This window comes from Novosphingobium sp. NFX11 (genome assembly GCF_057376415.1).
Map to the genome: position 1 here is coordinate 2,677,316 of NZ_CP080384.1, position 19,712 is coordinate 2,697,027.

General features: G+C 67.0%; 24 protein-coding genes and 2 pseudogenes. 10 read left to right on the forward strand and 16 right to left on the reverse strand.

Features of this window, described 5'->3' with window-relative positions; all coding sequences use genetic code 11:
* Positions 1 to 57: 57 nt before the first annotated feature.
* Together KZO24_RS13750 and KZO24_RS13755 are read right to left on the reverse strand one after the other, a co-directional pair.
* The gene (locus KZO24_RS13750; protein ID WP_036527426.1) at positions 58 to 774 is read right to left on the reverse strand and encodes a FliH/SctL family protein; all 717 of its coding nucleotides are present in this window, start codon (positions 772 to 774) and stop codon (positions 58 to 60) included.
* A 9-nt stretch (positions 775 to 783) separates the two neighbouring features.
* A complete protein-coding gene (locus KZO24_RS13755; RefSeq protein WP_036527424.1) occupies positions 784 to 1,812 on the reverse strand; it encodes a flagellar motor switch protein FliG in 1,029 nt (342 codons plus the stop codon).
* Between the two features lie 103 nt (positions 1,813 to 1,915).
* Here KZO24_RS13755 and KZO24_RS13760 point away from each other — a divergent pair, with 103 nt between their 5' ends.
* The 6 genes from KZO24_RS13760 to KZO24_RS13785 all read left to right on the forward strand — a co-directional run bounded on the left by KZO24_RS13760 (position 1,916) and on the right by KZO24_RS13785 (position 7,937).
* On the forward strand, positions 1,916 to 4,660 hold the full coding sequence (locus KZO24_RS13760; RefSeq protein WP_486486420.1) for a hypothetical protein: 2,745 nt from the start codon (positions 1,916 to 1,918) through the stop codon (positions 4,658 to 4,660).
* Between the two features lie 11 nt (positions 4,661 to 4,671).
* Positions 4,672 to 5,094, forward strand: coding sequence for a flagellar basal body protein (locus tag KZO24_RS13765; RefSeq protein ID WP_486486421.1), 423 nt, complete (start codon positions 4,672 to 4,674; stop codon positions 5,092 to 5,094).
* Between the two features lie 545 nt (positions 5,095 to 5,639).
* Positions 5,640 to 6,419: a helix-turn-helix domain-containing protein gene (locus tag KZO24_RS13770; protein ID WP_486486422.1), complete on the forward strand. Its 780-nt coding sequence runs from the start codon at positions 5,640 to 5,642 to the stop codon at positions 6,417 to 6,419.
* 119 nt (positions 6,420 to 6,538) lie between these two features.
* A complete protein-coding gene (locus KZO24_RS13775; protein ID WP_486486423.1) occupies positions 6,539 to 6,736 on the forward strand; it encodes a hypothetical protein in 198 nt (65 codons plus the stop codon).
* Between the two features lie 92 nt (positions 6,737 to 6,828).
* Positions 6,829 to 7,566 carry a SatD family protein gene (locus KZO24_RS13780; RefSeq protein ID WP_486486424.1) on the forward strand — a complete coding sequence of 246 codons (738 nt, stop codon included), beginning with the start codon at positions 6,829 to 6,831 and terminating at the stop codon, positions 7,564 to 7,566.
* Positions 7,536 to 7,937, forward strand: a complete 402-nt coding sequence (locus KZO24_RS13785; RefSeq protein ID WP_036527418.1) for a hypothetical protein — start codon at positions 7,536 to 7,538, stop codon at positions 7,935 to 7,937. Before KZO24_RS13780 ends, KZO24_RS13785 begins: the two co-directional genes overlap by 31 nt.
* On the opposite strand, the pseudogene KZO24_RS13790 reads toward KZO24_RS13785, so the two are convergent.
* From KZO24_RS13790 to flgC, 10 genes and pseudogenes are all read right to left on the reverse strand, one after another.
* Positions 7,834 to 9,107, reverse strand: a pseudogene (locus tag KZO24_RS13790) (alpha/beta fold hydrolase). The gene KZO24_RS13785 and the pseudogene KZO24_RS13790 overlap by 104 nt on opposite strands.
* Positions 9,108 to 9,181: 74 nt before the next feature.
* Positions 9,182 to 9,622 (reverse strand): flagellar biosynthesis protein FlgN, encoded by a 441-nt coding sequence (locus tag KZO24_RS13795; protein ID WP_036527415.1) that lies wholly within the window; start codon positions 9,620 to 9,622, stop codon positions 9,182 to 9,184.
* Positions 9,612 to 9,917 carry a rod-binding protein gene (locus tag KZO24_RS13800; RefSeq protein WP_036527407.1) on the reverse strand — a complete coding sequence of 102 codons (306 nt, stop codon included), beginning with the start codon at positions 9,915 to 9,917 and terminating at the stop codon, positions 9,612 to 9,614. The genes KZO24_RS13795 and KZO24_RS13800 overlap by 11 nt, the downstream gene beginning before the upstream one ends.
* 1 nt (position 9,918) lies before the next feature.
* Positions 9,919 to 11,018, reverse strand: a pseudogene (locus KZO24_RS13805) (flagellar basal body P-ring protein FlgI).
* Between the two features lie 181 nt (positions 11,019 to 11,199).
* Entirely contained in the window at positions 11,200 to 11,676 is a 477-nt protein-coding gene (locus KZO24_RS13810) for an EscU/YscU/HrcU family type III secretion system export apparatus switch protein (RefSeq protein WP_486486425.1), read from the reverse strand.
* The gene (locus tag KZO24_RS13815; protein ID WP_486486426.1) at positions 11,604 to 12,275 is read right to left on the reverse strand and encodes an EscU/YscU/HrcU family type III secretion system export apparatus switch protein; all 672 of its coding nucleotides are present in this window, start codon (positions 12,273 to 12,275) and stop codon (positions 11,604 to 11,606) included. Before KZO24_RS13815 ends, KZO24_RS13810 begins: the two co-directional genes overlap by 73 nt.
* Before the next feature lies 1 nt (position 12,276).
* Positions 12,277 to 13,056: a flagellar biosynthetic protein FliR gene (locus KZO24_RS13820; protein WP_486486427.1), complete on the reverse strand. Its 780-nt coding sequence runs from the start codon at positions 13,054 to 13,056 to the stop codon at positions 12,277 to 12,279.
* A 114-nt stretch (positions 13,057 to 13,170) separates the two neighbouring features.
* Complete coding sequence (locus KZO24_RS13825; protein ID WP_008832787.1) at positions 13,171 to 13,434, reverse strand: flagellar biosynthetic protein FliQ; 264 nt, start codon at positions 13,432 to 13,434, stop codon at positions 13,171 to 13,173.
* A gap of 199 nt (positions 13,435 to 13,633) precedes the next feature.
* Positions 13,634 to 13,975 carry a flagellar hook-basal body complex protein FliE gene (fliE, locus tag KZO24_RS13830; RefSeq protein ID WP_036527400.1) on the reverse strand — a complete coding sequence of 114 codons (342 nt, stop codon included), beginning with the start codon at positions 13,973 to 13,975 and terminating at the stop codon, positions 13,634 to 13,636.
* 10 nt (positions 13,976 to 13,985) lie between these two features.
* Complete coding sequence (flgC, locus tag KZO24_RS13835) at positions 13,986 to 14,396, reverse strand: flagellar basal body rod protein FlgC (protein WP_486486428.1); 411 nt, start codon at positions 14,394 to 14,396, stop codon at positions 13,986 to 13,988.
* A gap of 120 nt (positions 14,397 to 14,516) precedes the next feature.
* On the opposite strand from flgC, the gene KZO24_RS13840 reads away from it, so the two are divergent.
* The 3 genes from KZO24_RS13840 to fliP are packed head-to-tail and all read left to right on the forward strand — an operon-like array spanning position 14,517 to position 15,961.
* Positions 14,517 to 14,750: a FliM/FliN family flagellar motor switch protein gene (locus tag KZO24_RS13840; protein WP_486486429.1), complete on the forward strand. Its 234-nt coding sequence runs from the start codon at positions 14,517 to 14,519 to the stop codon at positions 14,748 to 14,750.
* A 3-nt stretch (positions 14,751 to 14,753) separates the two neighbouring features.
* Positions 14,754 to 15,176 carry a FliO/MopB family protein gene (locus tag KZO24_RS13845; protein WP_285020426.1) on the forward strand — a complete coding sequence of 141 codons (423 nt, stop codon included), beginning with the start codon at positions 14,754 to 14,756 and terminating at the stop codon, positions 15,174 to 15,176.
* Positions 15,176 to 15,961 (forward strand): flagellar type III secretion system pore protein FliP, encoded by a 786-nt coding sequence (fliP, locus tag KZO24_RS13850; protein WP_051586964.1) that lies wholly within the window; start codon positions 15,176 to 15,178, stop codon positions 15,959 to 15,961. The genes KZO24_RS13845 and fliP overlap by 1 nt, the downstream gene beginning before the upstream one ends.
* 267 nt (positions 15,962 to 16,228) lie before the next feature.
* Here the strand turns inward: fliP and KZO24_RS13855 are convergent, their stop codons facing one another.
* The 3 genes from KZO24_RS13855 to motA are packed head-to-tail and all read right to left on the reverse strand — an operon-like array spanning position 16,229 to position 18,446.
* Positions 16,229 to 16,672 carry a hypothetical protein gene (locus KZO24_RS13855; protein WP_486486430.1) on the reverse strand — a complete coding sequence of 148 codons (444 nt, stop codon included), beginning with the start codon at positions 16,670 to 16,672 and terminating at the stop codon, positions 16,229 to 16,231.
* A gap of 12 nt (positions 16,673 to 16,684) precedes the next feature.
* Positions 16,685 to 17,548 (reverse strand): flagellar motor protein MotB, encoded by an 864-nt coding sequence (locus KZO24_RS13860; RefSeq protein ID WP_036527392.1) that lies wholly within the window; start codon positions 17,546 to 17,548, stop codon positions 16,685 to 16,687.
* A 13-nt stretch (positions 17,549 to 17,561) separates the two neighbouring features.
* A complete protein-coding gene (gene motA / locus KZO24_RS13865; protein WP_036527390.1) occupies positions 17,562 to 18,446 on the reverse strand; it encodes a flagellar motor stator protein MotA in 885 nt (294 codons plus the stop codon).
* Between the two features lie 174 nt (positions 18,447 to 18,620).
* Between motA and flaF the strand changes: the two genes are divergently transcribed.
* Positions 18,621 to 18,989, forward strand: a complete 369-nt coding sequence (flaF, locus tag KZO24_RS13870; protein WP_036527388.1) for a flagellar biosynthesis regulator FlaF — start codon at positions 18,621 to 18,623, stop codon at positions 18,987 to 18,989.
* 182 nt (positions 18,990 to 19,171) lie between these two features.
* Here flaF and KZO24_RS13875 read toward each other — a convergent pair whose 3' ends face one another.
* The gene (locus KZO24_RS13875) at positions 19,172 to 19,711 is read right to left on the reverse strand and encodes a hypothetical protein (protein ID WP_486486431.1); all 540 of its coding nucleotides are present in this window, start codon (positions 19,709 to 19,711) and stop codon (positions 19,172 to 19,174) included.
* Position 19,712: the final 1 nt, after the last annotated feature.

A 19,712-nucleotide genomic window follows, 5' to 3' on the forward strand; every position in this document is an offset into this window, starting at 1 on the left:
CACCTGTTGTGTCGGCGGTCCCCCTCCCCATCGCTACGCGTCGGGGAGGATTTGGCGTCAGAGTAAAACCCCCGCGAGTTCCGCCATCACCGCGGCGCGGCGCGCCTCGGCATCGACGTTGAGGCCGCCCGAAGTCCATTCGATGCGCGCGTCGCCCTGCGGCACGGCCTCGTCGTCGATCACGGTGATCGCCAGCGGGCGGCCGCATTTCGCCTCGCGCGCCTCGACGAGGACGTCCACTTCGTCGCGCATTTCCGGGTTCACGCGGACCACCAGCGCGGTGCCTTGCGCCACTTGCTCCAGCGCGCGGGCCAGTGCCTCGTCCACGGCGCGCGCGGGAGAGGTTTCGATGGCGTGGCCGGCCAGCATTTCTGCCGCGTGGAGGGCGACCGCGCCCGCCTCGCCGATCATGCGGCGGGCGACGGCTTCGACTTGCCCCTCGATCCCGTCGAGCGCGGCGTGAAGCGCGTCCGTCGCCGCCAGCAGCGCCTCGCCGCGTTCCGAACGGGCCTGCGCGGCGCCCGCCTCGAAGCCGTCGGCGCGGGCGCGGGCGAGTTCGGCGCGGTGCTCGGCCTGCATGCGCTCGATGCGGGATTCAAGGTCCTCGATCCGGTCACGCAAGGATTCGGGCAGGGTTTCCGCGGCGGACGCAGGCTCGGGCTCGCCGGGCACGGGGACAAACGGCGTATCAACGGGGTGGAAGAACACCCGGTCGAAGCCGAAAGGTTGTATCGTTCCCGCGCCGTCGGCGGGTGCCTTCGGGTTAGTTGCCATCAGTCGTCATCAATAGATCATCGCATCGTCGCTCTTGGGGTCGGCGAGGACGATTTCGCCGCGCTCGCCCAGATCCTTGGCAAGCGTGACGAGGTTGCCCTGCGCGGCCTCGCATTCGCGGGCGCGCACCGGCCCCATCGCGGCCATGTCGTCGCGCAGCAGCTTGGCGGCGCGCTCAGTCATGGCGCCGAAGAACAGGCGGCGCATCTCTTCCGGCGCGCCCTTGAGCGCCAGCGCCAGTTCGCGCTTGTTGCAGTTGCGCACTATGACCTGGATCGCGCTCGGCAGCAGGTTCGACAGATCCTCGAAGGTGAACATGAGCGCACGGATGCGCTCGGCTTCCTCCGGCGCCTTCTCGTCGAGCGCGCCGAGCATCGCCTCCTCGGTCGAGCGGTCGAGCGCGTTGAACAGTTCGGCCATCGTCTCGTGCGGATCGCGGCGCTGCGCGCGCGAGAGGTTGGTCATGAACTCCGTCTTGAGCGTCTGCTCGACCTGCACGATCACGTCCTTTTGGACGGTCTCGGTCTTGAGCATGCGCATGACGACCTCGGTGCCGAAATCGCGCGGCAGCGCCGCCAGCACGCGCGCCGCGTGGTCGGGCTTGAGCTTCTGGAGGATCACCGCGACGGTCTGCGGGTGCTCGCTCTTGAGGTAGCCCGCCAGCACGCCTTCGCTGACGTTCGAAAGCTTGTCCCACATCGTCCGGCCGGAGGGACCACGAATGTCCTCCATAATGTCTTTGACGCGCTCGGGCGCGAGCACGCCTTCGAGCAGCCGTTCGGTCGTCTCGTAGGAGCCGTGCAGCGTCGTAATCGAGGACACCTCGCCCGAAAACTGGCCGAGCAGGTATTCGACGACGACGGCAGGCACGCGGCCGAGCGACGCGATCGAGGAAGACAGCTCCTTGATCTCGTCGTCGTTCAGCTGCTGCCAGATGGGGATTCCGTGCTCCTGACCGAGCGCCAGCAGCAGCGCAGCCGCCCGCTGGGTGCCCGAATATTTCTTGAGCTCCGGCGGCTCGCCCACCGCGGTCATCATGTTCACTGCGAGATTCCTTGAAAAATGCGCAATTTCATCCGATCGCAAGGTCTTCCTTCTATTTATAGGAGGGACACCCACGCAACCGGCTCACGAGGCACAATTGACGATAAGTCTGAATAATGGGTTGATCGGCCTGTCGGTTCTGGGAGGAACCTCGGCCTATTCATCCTATCAAAGCAGCCTCGCCTCGTCCGACAGCGTGGCGGTAACGGCGGCCAAGAAGGCGTTCACGACGCCCACCACGACGGCGCCGTGGCTCGATGCTCTGGGCACCGATACCGCGACCAGCGCGCAAGTCGCGGCGGTCAAGCGGCTCGCCTCGATCATCGATGCCAATGGCGACAGTTCGCTGGAGGACCTGCCCGACGTCCAGACCGCCTTTACCACTTACAAGGCGCTGAAAAACCTGCGTATTCTGGCGCAGGCAGGCACCTCCAAGACGATTTCCGCGACCGAGCGGGCGGCCTTGCAGAAGAGTTTCGCGCAAGGTCTGGCGGACCTTCAGGGCTACCTTTCGAGCGCCGATACCGACCTTCTCGAACTTGGTTTCGGATCGGTGACGAGCAGCACCCGTACCCTGGGCGTCGAGGCTCGCTACGCCACCGGCGCGGTTGCCGGCACCGGCGTTTCGACCACCCGCGCGGCCCCGGTCGAGGGTCTGACGGGCAGTGAAATTTTTCAGGTGACCCTGACCCGCGGCACCACCAGCGAGGTCGTCAGCGTCGATCTTTCGCAGACGAGCACCCAGCCCCCGACGCTTGATTCGGTCGCCGCCGCGCTCAATGCCGCGATCGGCGCGAAGATCGCCACGAACGCCAGCGGCACTCCGATCCTCGATGCCGAGGGCAATACGACCTCGCAGTGGAAGTCGTACTTCACCGTCGAGAAGACCGACGGCAAGTGGGGCCTCACCTTCAACCCCTCGGGCATCGAGAAAGTCTCGATCGATCAAGTCGCGGCGGGCGATGCGCTGATGGTGGCGAGCGGCGAGACGGCGACGATCTCCGGCACCAAATCGCCCACTTCGGCCAATGTCTACCGCATCGAGGACCTTGCCGGATCGCTGACCTGGGAGCGGCTGAGCAAGATCAACGCCGTGGATACCGACGCCACCGCCCGCGCCGCCGCAAGCGCGGCCGCCACCGCCAAATCCACCAAGACCGAACTGGCCGAGAACGCCGACTACACCGTCGTTTCGGCGACCGCCGCCAATGCCATCGCCACCGACGCGGACGGCTATAGTTACATCGTCGGCACCACCGCAGGCGACATGGGCACGCAGACCGGCGACGGCACCGACGACTTGTTCCTCACCAAAGTCGACAGCGAGGGCACGGTGGTCTGGCAGCGCAATCTCGGCGCGGCAGGCACCGCCTCGGGCGCGGCGGTGACGATCGCGCCCAACGGAGAGATCGTCGTCGCGGGCACCGTCTCGGGCGCGTTCAACGGCAGCGACGATACCCAGACCGACCTCCTCGTCAGCCGCTTCAACGCCAAGGGCGAGGAGCTTTCGAGCACCGCGATCCGCCAGGTCGGCAACGAGACCGCAAGCGCGGTTACAGTCGGCAACGATGGTTCGATCTACGTCGCCGGGCGCGCCGCTACCGGGGGCGGGGACGCCGTGATCGTCCGGCTCGACGTGTCGGGCAAAATGCAGGAGCGGCGCACCATCGACAGCGGCGGGTCGGACTCGATCTCGGCCCTCGCCATCGATGGGGACGGCAACCTGCTGGCGCTGACCAACGAGAAGGGCGTCGCCACCTTGCGCAAGATCGCCGCCGGATCGCTGAGCACGGACCTCGGCTCGGTGGCGCTGGGCAATGCCTCAGCCAAGGCGATCGCGGTGTCGGACAGCGGCCAGATCGCCGTCGTCGGCGCCACCAGCACGGCGCTGAACGGCGCGCAGGTCAATGGTCTCTCCGGCGGGACCGACGCTTTCGTCACCCTGATCGAGCCGGATTTCTCCGCCACCCTCACCAGCTACATCGGCACCGACAGCGCCGATCAGGCGGACAGCGGCGCCTATCTGAACGGCGCACTCTACGTCGGCGGTCGCACGGCGGGGACGCTGGGCGATGCGAAAAAGGGCAGCGTGGACGGCTTCGTCGCGCGGATCGATCCCGCCGATGGCTCGGTGCAGACGGTCTCGCAATGGGGCCAGCGCAGCAGCGCCGTGGAGCCGGTGCGCATTACCGCCGTCGCGGGCGGGGCGACCAGCGGCCTCGGCGCGCTTGGCCTGCACCGCGGCGTGCTCAACCAGCAGAGCACCGGCGACCTCGTGGCCGAGACCTCGCTGCGGTTGGGCGACAGCTTCAAGATCAGCGTCGACGGCGAGACCGCGCGCACCGTCACCATCGAGAAGGGCGAGACGATGACCAGCCTCGCCGCCAAGATCCGCAAGATCGCCGGCACCGACGCGACCATCACCACGCCCTTCACCGACGGCGCCTCCAGCCTCAAGATCGACGTCAAGTCCGGGCACACGCTGGAACTGATCGCGGGCGCGGACGGCAAGGACGCCCTGGGCAAGCTGGGCCTCGATCCTATCCGCCTCGTGCCCTCCAAGGTGCTCGATCCGAAAGCCGCCAAGGTGACGCCGGGAGGGCGCTTCAACCTGAACTTGTCCAGCGCGCTGACGCTGACCGACGCCACCACGGCAGGCACTGCGCTTTCCCGGGTCAAGAGCGCGCTGTCGATGATCCAGTCAGCCTATCGCTCGCTCTACTGGGATTCGGGCAAGGCGGCGATCGTCGACGGCACCATTTCCGGCAGCGGCGGCAGCGCCTACCAGCAGGCCAAGCTCGCCAGCTATCAGGCCGCGCTTTCGCGCCTCACCGGTTCCTAAGGAGGCACCCGATGTCCACCCTCCCCCTGTTCGACGGCATGGGCCGCGCCATGAAGTCCATGGCCGAGCGCCAGCGCGTCATCGCCGAGAACGTCGCCAACTCCGAGACACCGGGTTACAAGGCCCGGACGGTCGAGGCTCCGGACTTCTCCGCACTGGTGGACGGCCAGCTGGGCTCGAGCGGCACGCCGCACGTGGCTCGCCCGCACGTCGAACTCTCGAGCAGCATGACCGCGCTGGGCGCCAGGGCCCCGCAGGCAGGCGGGCGCATCGTCCTCGACGGCAATACCAGCGAGACCAAGCCCGACGGCAACAACGTGACGCTGGAAGACCAGCTCCTGTCGCTGGGCCAGGTGCAGCAGGACTATGCAGCGATGACCAACCTCTATCGCAAGCAGATGGCGCTGATGAAGACGGCGGTGGGCAAGGGGTGACCCGCATCCTCCCCGTTGCGCAGCAATGGGGAGGGGGACCGCCGACGCAGTCGGTGGTGGAGGGATAGCGCGCTCAAAGCCCCCTCCGTCAGTCGCTGCGCGACTGCCACCTCCCCATCGCTACGCGACAGGGAGGATTGAGCCGACACTTAAAGGATGAGCCTTGGCGAGCAGAAAATTCGCCCCCTCATCCCCAATTTCGCATCCATTTCGGACCTTGCAGCGTTATCCTGCAAACCCACAGATTCCGCCGTTTTGCGCATCCACACTCCGGTTTTGCGGAGGGCAACTGGCCGGATTGCGTAAGAAATGCGAAATTTTAAGGATATCGCAAGGCAGTAAGCGCCAATTCCCAAGTTCCGCCAATCAAGCGGCGGTCGCGAAAAAGACCCGATTCGGCAGAACACTCCGAATGGGCGCATTGACCGGGAAGGTCGGACATGAAAAGTCCCGGCCATCCCCAGAATGGAACAAGATCTGCGATGAACGACAAGTCGCCCGGATTAAGCGGTCGGGCCGGTCCACGGCAAGTAATGGAGGCGGCGATGACGACAATCGATTACCATCGCATGCTCGTATTCCCGAACCGCATTCGTAAGTTCCGCAAGCAACTCAATATCGGCAGCCTGCTAGAATTGTCGGAGCGGCTTTCGGGAATAACCTATATCCGCCTCTCCAAGATCGAGCGGGGAGAGATTTTCGCCCGGCCCGACGAACTGCGTGATCTCGGCCGCGCGCTCGGCGTGGACCCCGTGGAACTGCTGATCGACGTCGATGCCCCAGGTTTCGACATCGCCGCATGGGCGGAACCTCTCCACGGCCCCGCCCCTGCCGACCCTGAGGGCGAACTGCGCGCGGTGCTGCTCGCCGCCGCCCTGCGCGCGCGGCGCGGCGGCGATCCGGCGCTGACGATCGCGGTGCTCGAAAGCGAATACGGCATTGCCCCGGTGGTACTGTCGCGGATCGAGAATGCGCTCAAGCCGCTGGAACGCTGGAACGAGGACGTGCGGGCCGCCCTGCGCCGCCTGTTCGGCGCGCCCGACGACAAGGCGCTGATGGCCGAGGTCGAGGCGCTCCACGCCGCCGGGGACCTCGACGCGGTGCTGCCGATGGTCGCCAACCCCGAGATCCGCCTCACCAAGTCGCGCACGCGCATCGCAGCGCTGAAGGACGAACTGAGCGGCGGCGCGCCTGAGGTTGCTGCTCCTGTAGCAGCACGGGCAACGATTCCAGCTCCGGCGCCGAAGACCGAGCCTATGGCTCCCGACAACGCCGCTACCCTGCGCCTGCTTCCCGTCCTCGGCACCCCCTGCCCGGCGGCCTGATCGCGCCAACCCCGACCGGCGCCGAGGTCGAGGCGCCGCGCAGCGCGGGCCCGCGCGCCTATGGCCTGCGCCTCGGCCGCCCGACGCTGGGCGCGGGACTGCCCGGCCGCGCTACCTTGGTGGTGGACCCCGACCGCTACCCCGCCACCGGCGGTCTCGCCGTCGTGCGCGAGGGTGAGGCGCTGCGCGTCCTTTCCGTCGCCGCCGACCGGCACGGCCGCATGCTCGGCTATTCGCAAAGCCCTGATCTGGAAGTGATGCTCGACACCCTCGCCCCGGCCGACGTCGCGGCGGTGCTCTCCGCGGTGTTCGAGTAAGGGCGACGCCACTCGCGGCGCTCGCCCCCGGGAGTTGTAACCCGTTTTTGGGATAATTCTTCGATTACACCGAATTTGGGTTAAAAATTGAAGTGACCCTTTTTTGGGTTGATGCCGTCACCGCGTTCATGGCTTCCTCTCCCTCCTTCCATGCCGTCCTCATGGGCGATCTCGTGGGGAGCGAGCGGCATGCGGATCCCCGGGACCTGCACGCCCGGTTCAATGCCGCGATCGACCGCCAGAACAAGGCCCTTGCCGCCGACATGGCCTCGCCATTGACGATAACGCTCGGTGACGAATTCCAGGGCCTGTTCACCTCGCTGGTGGCTGCCGCGCAAGCCGCGCGCGAGATCTGCTTCGAGTTGCTCGGCAAGGACATCGACTGCCGTTTCGTGATCGGCAGCATCGATCTTAGAACACCGGTCAACTCCCGGCGCGCCTGGAACATGATGGGGCCGGGCTTCGCCGACGCGCGGGAACGTCTGGGGGAAAAGCGCTCTGCGAGCCGTTACCGCTTCTCCTTCCCGCAGTACGAGCTTCTCGAAACCCTGCTGGAAGCAAGCGGCGCAAGCCTGACCGCCATCGAGCGCGGGTGGTCGCAGGCCCAGCGCGGCGATATCGTCAAGCTGCTGGCCGGGGCCTCGGTCGCCGAAGTGGCGAACGCCCGCAATGTCAGCGTACACAACGTCTACAAAGTGCAAAGCGCAGGCGACTTCGAGCTGTATGTCATCCAGTGGGCCGCCATTCACAAGGCGCTCGCCGAGCTCGACCATCGATACCGATTGCCGGGGGCCGACAAATGGGGTGCGCATTCCTTTACACCGCAGTAGCCCTGATACTGCTGACCTGGGAGGGCAACCTGATCTGCCGGGGGATCTTCCACCTCAGCGGCCTGAAGGATTCCATCGCGCATCTTCCTACTGCGGCGCACAACGCGGGCCGCTGGATCGGCGTATTCGAACGGCTGATCCTGGCCACGGGGATCATCGTCCATAGCTGGGAGATCCTTGCCGCTGTGATCGCGCTCAAGACCGTCGCGCGCTTCAAGGACATGGACGAGCGCAATTTCGCCGAATACTTCCTGGTCGGATCGCTGTTCAGCATCTTGTGGACGATGCTGGCGACGAGCGCGTGGATCGCATATGACCACAACGCGGGGATCGACTTGCGCAAACACACCGAGCAATGGCTCGGAATTTAGGCCGGGAAGGGCTGACCGGGAATCGTCTTTCAGAACGTGCCGCAGTTGCCCGGTGCCTTGCGGCCGGCGAAGCGGGCGTCGATCCAGTCCAGCATCGCCGCCGCCTCGCTGCGCGCGACGGTCTCGTGCCGGCCCCCTGTATCGACATGAAGCGCACGGTCCTGCCCCGCCTGCAGGCGAGGCGGGCGAAGTCGCGCACCACGGCCGGGGCGACGATCGTGTCCGCCGTTCCGGTCGCGATCAGGGCGGGGACCGGGATCGCCGCCGCCGAGGGATTGTTTGCGCGCATCATGCGGCCCCAGGGCTGCTGCCGGGATAAATCGAGCCTGGCGATCGCCCGCTGGGCAATGGCGATGCCGGCGATGGTGCCCAGCTTGGGCCGGGCGTCGAAGCGCACGCAGTTGTTGTCGGCGAGCCGCATCATCACGCGCTGGACCGAGGGCGACCCGAACGTCGCCATGGGCGCGCCGTAGAGCCGCGACCAGCTGGTCGCCGTATAGGCGATCAACAGGGCGCGCACACGCGGGTCGCTGCCTTCCGTCAAGTTGCGGGGAAGGTCGGTCGGCGGCACCACCGCGACGATCCCCGACAGCTGCAGCTCGGGCGCGTAGCGTGCCTGGATCTGGCCGGACCACAAGGCTGCGTGGCCGCCTTGCGATTCCCCCAGAGCGCGAAGCGGGTGCCGCTCGCCGCCGCCGGGATGCGACGCGCGGCGCGCACCGCATCGAGGGTGGAACGGCCCTCGCTCACGCCGATCAGCACCGGATGCACGCCTTCCGACCCCAGCCCCGGATAGTCGGGCGCGACCACGGTATAACCGCGGGCGAGGGCATCCTTCAGGCCGGGGATCACGGTGAAGTTGTCGTCCCCCAGCGACGGCGCGCAGCGGCGCGCGATGCCGACCAGCCCGTGCGTCCAGGCGATGACCGGCCGGGCGGGAGCAGCGGGAGCGGGGGCAGCGGGGGCGACGACCATGCCGGTCACCGCGAGGGGCCGGTCTTTCTCGTCACGGGTCCAGTAGCGGATGCGCCAGGCCTTCATGCCGGCAGGCGCGGTGGCGACCGGATCGGCCGCGATCAGCGTGCCCGCAGACTGCGCCCGCGCCGTCGAAGCGGTGAATGCCATGGCCGCCGCCAGCAGCAGAACCGGTTTCCCGCAGATACCGCCCATCAGGCCGCTCCTTCCCGAAACAGACTGCGGCCTTAGCACGCCGGAGGGCGGCGGGGCTCCCGAAAATTACCCGCTCAGAACTCCCCGTTGAGCGAAATCGGCGTCGTCAGGTCCGCGCGGGCAAGGGTGCCGCGCGCCCCGTAGGCGTAGGCGCGGTTGCCGGTCAGGCGCTTGGCCTCGGACGCAATCGCGCCCATCAGGTCGGCGGACAGCTCGATGTGCCGTTCCAGCAGCGCGGCGTTGACCATCGAGGCGGCGCGCAGCTCGCCCAGCGCTTCGGTGAAGCTCTCGCGCAAGGGGGCGTCCAGCTGCGCGGTCCAGCCCGGCTCCTGCCGCGTCACGCGGGCGAGGTGTTCCTCCAGCGTGCCCACGAGCCGCGCCTTGGCCGAGGCCAGTTCGGCCAGGTCGAGCGCGCGGATGCCGCTCTCCAGCGCGCGCGTCTCCTCGCGCATGACCGAGGAGAGCGAGGTCATGACCCCGACGATGGCGGCGGCGGTCTCGTTGTCATTCGGCATTGGTCGCGCCCTGCAGGCGGATGATCTGCGCCTCGACCGCCGAGGCAATGCCGAGGCCCTTGCCGGACGCGATGGAGTTGCCGATCTGCTCGGCCAGGATGCCGCGGAACATCTCCTCGCCGTGGCCGCCGGAGAACTGCTCGTCCTGCTCCACGGTTTCCATCATGATCTTGGTGATCTGGCCTGCGAAGACGCCTTCGAACTGGCGCGCCACCGCCGCCGGGCTGCGATCCTGCGAGATCGTCGGCGCCTGAACCGGCGGCCGCGTGGGATAGGTATTGATCGGATCGCTCATCCTACTGCACCGCTATTTCGGCCTGCAGCGCGCCCGCCGTCTTGAGCGCCTGCAGGATGGTGATGAGATCGCGCGGGCTGACGCCCAGCGCATTGAGGCCGCCCACCAGCGTCTGCAGCGAAGTGCCGCTGGTCAGCATCGCCAGCGCCGCGCCGTTTCCGTCGTTGGCCTGGATGGTGGTGCGCGGCAATACCGCCGTCTGCCCGCCCGAGAACGGCGCGGGCTGCGAGGCCACCGGGGTCTCGGTGACGCTGATCGTCAGCCCCCTTGCGCGATGGCCACCGGACTGACGCGCACGTCCGCGCCCATGACCACGGTGCCCGCCGCCTCGTTGATGACGATCCGCGCGGGCTGGTCGACCGCGACGGTCAGGTTCTCGACCTGGGTGACGAGGTCGATCAACGAACCGCTGCCATAGGGGCGCAGCTCCACCGTGCCGGGATCGAGCACTTCGGCCGAGCCGGGCGCCTGCCGGTTGATGGTCTGGGCGATCTGGCGCGCGGTGGTGAAATCGGGGTTCTTCAGCGCCAGTTTCAGCGAGTGGGCATTGCGCAGGTCATAAGGCACCTCGCGCTCGATGATGGCGCCGCCGGCGATGCGCGCAGTGGTCATCACGCCCCGGCTGAGCTTCGCGCCCGCCCCTTGCGCCTTGAAGCCGGAGACGGCGACGGGCCCTTGCGCCACCGCGTAGATCTCGCCGTCCAGCGCCCGCAGCGAGGAGACGAGGAGAATGCCGCCCTGCAGGCTGCTGGCGTCGCCGAGCGCCGAAACCTGCACGTCCACCGTCGATCCGGCGCGCGCGAAGGGCGGCATCGTCGCGGTGACGGTTACGGCGGCGACGTTCTGGGTGAGCATCTGGGTGCCCCGGATGTTGACGCCCATGCGCTCCAGCATCGCCTGCAAGGTCTCCTCGGTGAAGGGGACGTTGCGGATGCGGTCGCCGGTGCCTTGGAGACCGACCACCAGGCCGTAGCCGACCAGCTGGTTGGTGCGCACGTTCTCGACGTCGACGATGTCCTTGATGCGCGGCTGCGGGCCTGCCTGTGCCACCGAGGGCGACAACAGGGCGAGAAGCGCGAGGAGGAACGGCAGCCGGGGCATCGTGTGCTTTATAGGATGGAGTTGGGAGGGTCGGGTGTGACCGACGCAATTCCTCCCCGAGCTTGTCTCGGGGAAGGGGGACCGCCCGCGAAGCGGGTGGTGGAGGAGAAGGCGTGCAGATTCTTCCTCCGTCGCCGACTTCGTCGGCGCCACCTCCCCAAGACAAGCTCGGTGAGGAACATCAGCGCCCCGCCTTCTTCGCCAGCTTCAGCACGTAGCCGATGATCTCCGCCACTGCCTGATAGTGCTCGATCGGGATGGGGTGGTCGATCTCCACCGCCGCGAAGAGCGCGCGGGCCAGCGGCGGGTTCTCCAGGATCGGCACCCCGGCCTCCGCTGCGACCTCGCGGATGCGCAGGGCCACCGCGTCCACGCCTTTCGCTACCACCGTCGGCGCGGCGGTCACGCCATGCTCGTATTTGAGCGCGACGGCGTAGTGCGTTGGGTTGGTCACGATCACGCTGGCGGTCGGCACTGCCGACATCATCCGCTTTCGCGAGCGCTGCATCTGGATCTGGCGGATCTTGGCCTTGATCGCGGGATCGCCGTCGTTCTGCTTGTGCTCGTCCTTCACTTCCTGAAGGGTCATGCGCATGCGCTGCAGGAAGCTGCGGCGCTGCCACAGGAAGTCGAACAGCGCGAGACCCGCGACCAGCATCGCCACCGCGCGCAGGGCCTCGAACGCGAGCCCCCCGCCGCCGCACCGATCGCGCCGGGAGAGCGGCCGACCAGCCCGTCCACGCCCTGCAGGCGCGGCGCCAGCACCATCCACACCACGAGGCCGATTGCGCTCATCTTGGCCAGCGTCTTGGCGAATTCCACCAGCGCGCGGGTGCCGAACAGGCGCGAGAACCCGCTCGCGGGCGAGAGCTTGGACCATTTCGGCGAAAGACGCGACCAGCTCATCACCGCGCGGCCCTGCAGGAATATCGTGCTCACCGCCGCGGCCATCAGCACCGCGAAGACCGGCAGCAGCGACACCAGCGTGTGCCACGCGACCCCGGTGGCAAGGCCCTGCGCGCCGTCCGGATCGAGGCTGAAATCCTCCGCATGGCCCCAGAGCCGCTTGAGCATGGTGCCCAGGCTTTCCATCGCCGAGAGCCCCAGCCACCCCGTCACCGCCAGAGCGCCCGCCATCATCGTGGCGTGGCGAACTTCCGGCGCGATGGCGACTTCGCCGCGCTTGCGGGCGTCGTCGAGCTTCTTCTGCGTAGGCTCGTGTGTGCGCTGTTCCTTGTCGGGGGCGTCATCGGCCATGTCAGAGGTTCCACCCGCTCTGCATGAACGTGGCCATGGCGTTCGCGAAAGCAGTGAGCATCGTCCCCATCGTCATCGCCAGGACCGAGAGACCGAGCAGCAGGTTCGCGGGCTGCATGATGAAGAACACCTGGATCGAGGGCGCCACCCGCGCCGCCAGCCCCTGCCCCAGATTGAACAGCATGCCGTAGAGGATCAGCGGCGCGCACAGGCTCAGCCCCAGCGCCGTCGCCTGCCCCATGACCGCGACGGCGAGATGCGCAAAGTCAGCGGCAGGCGGCATCCCGCCGACCGGAAAGCTGGCGTAGGACTTGAAGATCGAGGCGATCCACAAGTGATGCACGCCCGTCGAAAGGCACACCACGATCGCCGAGACGCCGACGAACCGCGCGAGCAGCGGCACCTGCCCGCCCATCGCCGCATCGACCACCAGCGCGGAGGACAGGCCCACCTGCTGCGAGGCCAGCGCCCCGGCAATGGCGGCGGCACTGAACAGGATGCGCACGATCATGCCGAGCGCGAGGCCGACCATGACCTCGCCAATCACCAGCAGCGGCATCGACAGGCCGGACTGCAACGCAGGCGTGACGTGCGGCTCCAGCATGCCATACATGCCGAAGGTGAAGGCCAGCGCCATGACGAGGCGGATCTGCATCGGCAATCCGTCGTCGGAGAAGGCGGGCAGCAGCATGATGACGCTGCCGACGCGGCAGAACAGCAGCAGGAACGCCGCCGTGTCGATCGGCAGACGCAGCAGGGTCGCGAGGTCGATGGCGTTCATGCGGGTGCGCCCGCGCGGTAAATCGACGCGCACGCGCAATCGCGGGGATGACGGATCGGGTTTTGATACCCCAGCTCTCGCCTATGCGAGCTTCGATCAAGCACGATCGGCGGCCTAATGCGCGACGATGGCGTCGGCCACGCGGTCCATGAAATTGCTCAGGGCATGGCCGATCATCGGCAGGCTGAGCAGCATCACCACGCCCAGCACCAGCAGCTTGGGCACGAAAGTCAGCGTCATTTCCTGCACTTGCGTCAAGGCTTGCAACAGGCCGATGAGCACGCCGACGATCAGCGCGGCGATCAGCATCGGCCCGCAGATGGTCAGCATCAGCACCAGCGCGGCGCGGGCGAGTTCGATGGCGGCGTCCGGGGTCACGGGATGGCGCGATGCCGCCCCTTTGCTTCGTCACCCTGAACTTGTTTCAGGGTCCATCGCGCCTCAAGCCCGGTGCTTTGCCGCAGCAAACCGCAAGCGCCGATGGTGACATAAGCCATCGGGTACGACCGCCCGATAGATCCTGAATCAAGTTCAGGATGACGGGGATTTGGTCCCCGTTCAGCGCACCCGCTCATCCCTAGATCTGCATCTTCATGATGTCGGAGTAGGCCGAGACCACCCGGTCGCGCACCGCCACTACCGTATCGAGCGCGGTTTCCGCCGCGCCGATGGCGGTGACGACGTCGATCAGGTCGCCCTTGCCGCCGATCTGCTTGATGCTCTGCGCCTCGGCCCCGCGCAAGGCGTCGCCGGTCTGCGAGACCATGCTCTCGACCATCGAGCCGAACCCGCCACCGCTCGGAGCAAGACCACCGGAGGGCGCAAGGCCGCCACTCCTCTGGCCGGTATCCGAGAGCGGATTGGTGGCCCGGGCCGCCCGGGCGTAAGCGGAAAGCCCATCGAGGGAGCCGATCGACATTGCCTCGTCCTTACTTCAGCAGATCGACGGTGCGCATGGTCATGCCGCGCGCCGCCTCGATGGCGTTGAGGTTGGCTTCGTAGGAGCGCTGCGCCGCCTTCATATCGGCGGCCTCGATCAGCGGATTGACGTTGGGCTGCTCGACATACCCTTGCGCGTCGGCGACGGGATTGCCGGGCTGGTAGATCCGACCGAAGGCACTCTTGTCCGCTTCGATGGACTTCACGGTAACTTGCGTGGCGCCGGTATTCCGATCGACCTCGCTTGCGAAACTGGCGACGCGGCGGCGATAGGGATCGCCCTCGGCCGTGGTGGCGATGGAGTCCGAGTTGGCGAGATTCTCGGCGATGACGCGCATCCGCAGCGCCTGCGCGCGCAGGCCCGATGCCGAGACGTCGATCGAATTGCCCAGTTCCGCCACGCTTGGTCCCCAGATGCCCCTGTACGCCCTTACCTCGACCTTATAGGCAACTTTTTCCTAGTGACGCACTACTCCTATAAATTTTTCCCCTATAAAGCTGCGAGTGAAAGGAGACGCGCGGTGTCCGTCCTCGAAGGCATTCCCATCGACCTGCAGATCGTGCTGGGCTCCACCAGCATCCCGGTCCGCCAGGTGCTCAAGATGAGCCGCGGCGCGATGATCCAGCTCGACTGCGGGCAGGACGATCCGACGCGCCTCTACGTCAATGACCGCCTCGTCGCCGAGGGCCGCATCCTCGTCAACGGCGACGCCATGTCGCTGGAGATCACCCGCGTGGTCCAGGCCGAGCGCTGAAAGGTGGACCTGTTCTCGCTTGTGCGCATGCTGGGTGCCCTTATGGTCGTGTTGGGTGCCCTTGTGTGCCTGTTGTGGGCCGTCAAGCGCTACGACCTGACCATGCCGCGCAAGTGGCTGGAAAAGCTGGGTAATACCGGGAATGACAAGCGCTTGCAGGTAGTCGAGCGGCTTGCCGTGGACCAACGCCGCTCGCTGGTGCTGCTGCGCCGTGACGATACCGAATTCAGCGTCCTGATCGGCCCGGAAGGCGTGACGGTGCTGGACAGCACGGCGGCCCCGAAGGCGGTCGAGATCGTCAAACAAAATTATGAAAATCAGATATTTGATAAGGAACCGGAAGCACACAAAGCCTCCTTCGCGGACCGCATTCCAGTGCTCCCGGACGTCTGGTTCACGCAGGACGTGAAGACGGAACTGCACTGATGAGCGCCCCTGCCACCCCTGCCGGTTTCCCCGGGGAAACCGTGCTTCGGCGCATTCTGGCCGTTCTCGCGGTTCTGGTGGTCCTCGTCCTGCCCGTCGCGGCGATGGCCCAGAGTGCTGGCGCCGCAGGCGCAGCGAGCGCCCTGACCGGCGGCGGCACGATGTCGGGCCGGGTGCTGCAGCTGGTGATGGTGCTCACGGTGCTCAGCTTGGCGCCGGGCATCCTGATGACGATCACCTCGTTCACCCGCATCGTCGTGGCGCTCTCGCTGCTGCGCTCGGGAATGGGCGTACAGGGCGTGCCGCCCAACCCGATCGTCATTTCGCTGGCGCTGTTCCTCAGCTTCTTCGTCATGGCACCGACGTTCGACGCGGCGTGGAAGCAGGGCATGGAGCCCTACAACGCCGGGCAGATCAACGAGACCGAGGCGCTGTCCCGCGCCAGCAAGCCGTTCCACGCCTTCATGCTGAAACAAGTGCGCGACGATGACGTGAAGCTGTTCGTCAGCCTCTCGGGCAAAGTGCCGAAGAGCCGGGCGGAACTGCCGATGACGACGCTGATGCCCGCCTTCATGATCTCCGAACTGCGCCGCGCGTTCGAGATCGGCTTCCTGCTGCTGCTGCCGTTCCTGGTGATCGATCTTGCGGTGGCGGCGGTGCTGATGGCGATGGGCATGATGATGCTGCCGCCCGCGACCGTGTCGCTGCCGATGAAGATCATTTTCTTCGTGCTGGTCGATGGCTGGGCGCTGGTGGCGGGGTCGCTGGTGAAGAGTTTCGGGTAGCGCCTTGCCGCAGGGGGCTTCGACAAGCTCAGCCTGAGCGGGTTGAGGGCGTTTGTCTCCCTGCGTGCGCCCGTCATCCTAGCGAAAGCTGGACCGCTGGCCGCATGAAGCCCAACCCTCGGCAGGGCATTCGAACGAAAGCCCGCAGTAACAGGCCAGCGGTCCCAGCGTTCGCTGGGATGACGGGCTTTTTCTTTGAAAGCTGCGCTCGCCCCCAACACTTCGCTCATCCTGAGCTTGTCGAAGGATCGGGTTCCAGCGCAGCCCCTACCCCGGCGACGCCTTCGTCACCGCCACGGAGCGTACCGCGTCCTTGCCGTAGACCTCCAGCGCGGCGTCCATCACCACCTTGCGGAAGGCATCGAGCCCTGGCAGCATTCCGTCCGGCCCGCTGGCCATCGGCGTGCGATACGTCCGCAGGTTCACCGCGTTCATCAATAGCGGCAGCTTCGCGCCCACTTCCTCGATCGTCCCCTGCGGCACCTCGAGCTGGATCTCGAACCTCTCGTAGCCCGAAAGCCGCCCGTCGGCGAAGACCAGCGGCGCCAGCACTTCCACCGGCGGCACGAACTCGGTCGGGCCTTTGGTCGGCTTCTTCGCATGCCCCGTCACCAGCTGCGGCGCGAAGTGGAGCACGCCCCAGGCCCCCGCCCCGCCGACGCCGAGCCCCGCCACGGTGGCGAGCAGGCCCATCACGATGCGCTTGATCATGGTGCCCTCCGCTCAGAACTTGAAGCTGGCGTCATGCGGCAGCGCGCCTGCCTCGGCCATGACGACGATGGTGATGCGGCGGTTTTCGGGGCGATCGGGCTGGTCGGGATAGACCGGCTCGGTGCCCGCCTTGCCGACGACCTCGGCGAAGCGGTCCGCCGGCAGCCCTGCCGCCACAAGCGCCGCCCGCGCGGCAAGGGCGCGATCGGCCGAAAGCTGCCAGTTGGCATCGCTGTTCCCGCCCGCGCCGTCGGTATGGCCCTCGATGGCGATGCGCGCGTCGATCCCGGCAAGCTGCTTCGCCGCCCGCGTCAGCAGCGCCCGCGCGAAGTCGTTGAGCTGTGCGGTGCTACCCTTGAACATCGAGCGCTGCGCATTGTCGACGAGGTGGATGCGCATCCCCTCGCGGCTCGGCCGCACGTCGACATTGGCGCGTCCCTGGCTGTCCATCGGCGGCTGCAGCGCCACCTCCATCTCCTGCGCCATGACGCGCAGCGAAGCCGCGGGCACTTCCGCCGTACCCCCGCGCGCGGTGCCCACGGTCCCGGCCTCCGAGGCGGGCTGGCCTTCGGGCTCTTCCTTGTCGCCCTGATTATTGCGCCCGTGGCCGCCCGATCCCGGCTGCATGCCGGGGTCCTTGGTCAGCGTGGTCGCCGGGTTGGCCTTCTCGGAATCGGCGGAGAAGTACTCGGCAAGGCCCTTGAGCTGCACTTCGTCCGGATTGGCAAGCAGCCACAGCAGCATGAAGAAGGCCATCATCGCGGTCACGAAGTCGGCATAGGCGACCTTCCACGCGCCGCCATGGTGGCCGCCGCCGACCACCTTCTTGACCTTGCGGATGACGATGGGGCGCTTTTCGTTGCCCTTGGTGGCCATGGGTCAGCGCGCCTCAGGCCGGAGCGGCATTGAGCTGTTCCTTCACCGCCTCCAGCGCCGTCTCCATCTCCTGGAAGCTGGGGGCGTAGTTCGACGGCGTCATGCGGCGCGCCAGCTCGATGGCGATCTCGGTGGGCTGCTCCTGCGCGTGGCCGACGATGGCGGTCTTGACCAGCGTGTAGGGCTTGAAATCGGCGTCGATGATCTGCTGCAGCTTCTGCGCGATCGGGCCGACGAGGCAGTAAGCCAGCAAAACGCCGAGGAACGTGCCGACCAGCGCGCCGCCGATCATCGCGCCGAGGATCTCGGTGGGCTGGTCAATCGAACTCATGGTCTTGATCACGCCCAGAACCGCCGCGACGATGCCGATCGCGGGCAGGCCGTCGGCCATCATCTGGATCGCGTGCTGGGGGCCGAGTTCCTCGTGGTGGTGGCGTTCCATATCGCCCTCCATCGCCTCGGCCAGCTGGTGCGGGTCCTCGAAGTTGACGGTCATCATGCGCAGGTAGTCGCAGATGAACTCGATCAGCTCGTGGTCCGCCAGCAGGCGCGGATAGCGGGCGAACAGAGCGCTTTCCTCGGGCCGGTCGAGGTGTGGCTCGATGGCGTTGGCGCCGCCCTTGCGGAAGGTGGCGAGCAGCGCGAACAGCAGCGCGAGGAGGTCACGGTAATCCGCCTCCTTCCAGCGCTCGCCCTTGAACACGCGGGCGATGCCCTTGCCCGCCTTCTTCAGGGTCGTCATTGAATTGCCCAGCGCGAACGCACCCAAAGCGGCACCACCGATCGCCATCATCTCGTGCGGCAGGGCGTGGAAAATGACGCCCATGCTGCCGCCCGACATCAGGAAGCTGCCGAAGACGCACACCAGAATGACGACGAGGCCGACGATATTGAGCATGGAAATTTCCGAGAAAGCTTTGCCCGCGAGAGACGGGACCTTTGCTGAATTATAGGACGGCGTGCTGCATCGCGGTGGCGGCTCGCGCATTTTTCGCGGGCGCGACCGGGCGGGGGCGTGACGCTCTATATGAGACAGGCGACGCTATTTGCCCCACCCCGTCCGGGAGCCCCGATGTCCGTTAACGCCTACGTCCGCGCCCGCAAGGTCGCCGAGACGCCCCGTAGCACCGAATTCCGGCTGATGACCGAGATCACCGCCCAAATGATCGCCGCGCGCGATGCCGGGTTTTCGGGCGTACAGCTGGCCCCCGCACTTCACCGCAACCGCGAGGTCTGGGGCGCCTTCCGCACGCTGTGCATCGATTCCGCCAACGCCCTGCCTGACGAACTGCGCGCCGGGATCGTCTCGCTCAGCCTGTGGGTGGACAAGTACACCTCGCAGGTGATCACCGGGCGCGAAAGCGTGGACGAACTGATCACCGTCAACCGCACCGTGATGGCCGGGCTGGCGAACGAGAACGGCGCGGTGCCGGTGGGGTGAGGACGTAGCGTGTGAGCACGATGCGCCCGATTGAAATACATCCCCCATCCCTGCGAAGTCATCCCCGCGAAGGCGGGGACCCAACTGACGCCGGTGCAACAGGCACCCTCAGGAGATGGGTTCGCGCATTAGCGCTTCGCGCTGCCCTCCGGGTCGCGGAAAATGACGACACAGAATATCACTCAGTGCGCCGCCACCATCGCCTGGCGGTACTCGGCCATGAGCGCGAAGCGCGGATCGGCGACGGCAAGATCGCCCATGGTCTTGGCGGCGCGCTTGGCGATCTGGCGCATGCGTTCGCGGACGGTCTCGTCCTCGGCCCCATCGAGCGCCGAAGTCTCGAACAGGCGGCCCTCGACGACCTGGCGGTTGTGCTGGAGGCGCTGTTCCAGCTCTCCGACTTCCCCGGTGTCGAGCACCGGACGGCGCTGCGCCACCGCCCCGGCAGCGCGCTCGGCGCGGGTCAGCTTGCGGGGCTGGGCGCGGCGGCGGATGCGGTCGAGGCCGGAATTGCGCATGTGCTCGACGTAGCTGTCGGTCAGCGCGCTCATCGCCGAATGGGCGAGGTAGTCGCTGGCCCCGGCCTCGGTGCGGCCGAGCGCATCCTCGTCGGCGATGGCCGCCAGGATCGACAGCCCCTCCCCGTCCTCGCCGCCGGTGATGGCGTCGAGCGAGACGGTGGTGGCTTCCACCTTGCGGGCGGAGGGGCGCTGGTCGGTCATG

Bases quoted from the DNA above. Each gene is read 5' to 3' on its own strand.
- KZO24_RS13795 (WP_036527415.1), bottom strand. From the start codon at position 9,622: ATGCCGAATGACAACGAGACCGCCGCCGCCATCGTCGGGGTCATGACC.
- KZO24_RS13815 (WP_486486426.1), bottom strand. From the start codon at position 12,275: ATGGCCGATGACGCCCCCGACAAGGAACAGCGCACACACGAGCCTACG.
- KZO24_RS13875 (WP_486486431.1), bottom strand. From the start codon at position 19,711: ATGACCGACCAGCGCCCCTCCGCCCGCAAGGTGGAAGCCACCACCGTC.
- KZO24_RS13820 (WP_486486427.1), bottom strand. From the start codon at position 13,056: ATGAACGCCATCGACCTCGCGACCCTGCTGCGTCTGCCGATCGACACG.
- KZO24_RS13855 (WP_486486430.1), bottom strand. From the start codon at position 16,672: ATGATCAAGCGCATCGTGATGGGCCTGCTCGCCACCGTGGCGGGGCTC.
- KZO24_RS13810 (WP_486486425.1), bottom strand. From the start codon at position 11,676: ATGCTGGTCGCGGGTCTCGCGCTGTTCGACTTCCTGTGGCAGCGCCGC.
- KZO24_RS13785 (WP_036527418.1), top strand. From the start codon at position 7,536: ATGGGGTGCGCATTCCTTTACACCGCAGTAGCCCTGATACTGCTGACC.
- KZO24_RS13765 (WP_486486421.1), top strand. From the start codon at position 4,672: ATGTCCACCCTCCCCCTGTTCGACGGCATGGGCCGCGCCATGAAGTCC.
- flaF (WP_036527388.1), top strand. From the start codon at position 18,621: ATGTCCGTTAACGCCTACGTCCGCGCCCGCAAGGTCGCCGAGACGCCC.
- KZO24_RS13755 (WP_036527424.1), bottom strand. From the start codon at position 1,812: ATGATGACCGCGGTGGGCGAGCCGCCGGAGCTCAAGAAATATTCGGGC.
- KZO24_RS13860 (WP_036527392.1), bottom strand. From the start codon at position 17,548: ATGGCCACCAAGGGCAACGAAAAGCGCCCCATCGTCATCCGCAAGGTC.
- KZO24_RS13800 (WP_036527407.1), bottom strand. From the start codon at position 9,917: ATGAGCGATCCGATCAATACCTATCCCACGCGGCCGCCGGTTCAGGCG.
- KZO24_RS13770 (WP_486486422.1), top strand. From the start codon at position 5,640: ATGACGACAATCGATTACCATCGCATGCTCGTATTCCCGAACCGCATT.
- motA (WP_036527390.1), bottom strand. From the start codon at position 18,446: ATGCTCAATATCGTCGGCCTCGTCGTCATTCTGGTGTGCGTCTTCGGC.
- KZO24_RS13750 (WP_036527426.1), bottom strand. From the start codon at position 774: ATGGCAACTAACCCGAAGGCACCCGCCGACGGCGCGGGAACGATACAA.
- fliP (WP_051586964.1), top strand. From the start codon at position 15,176: ATGAGCGCCCCTGCCACCCCTGCCGGTTTCCCCGGGGAAACCGTGCTT.
- fliE (WP_036527400.1), bottom strand. From the start codon at position 13,975: ATGTCGATCGGCTCCCTCGATGGGCTTTCCGCTTACGCCCGGGCGGCC.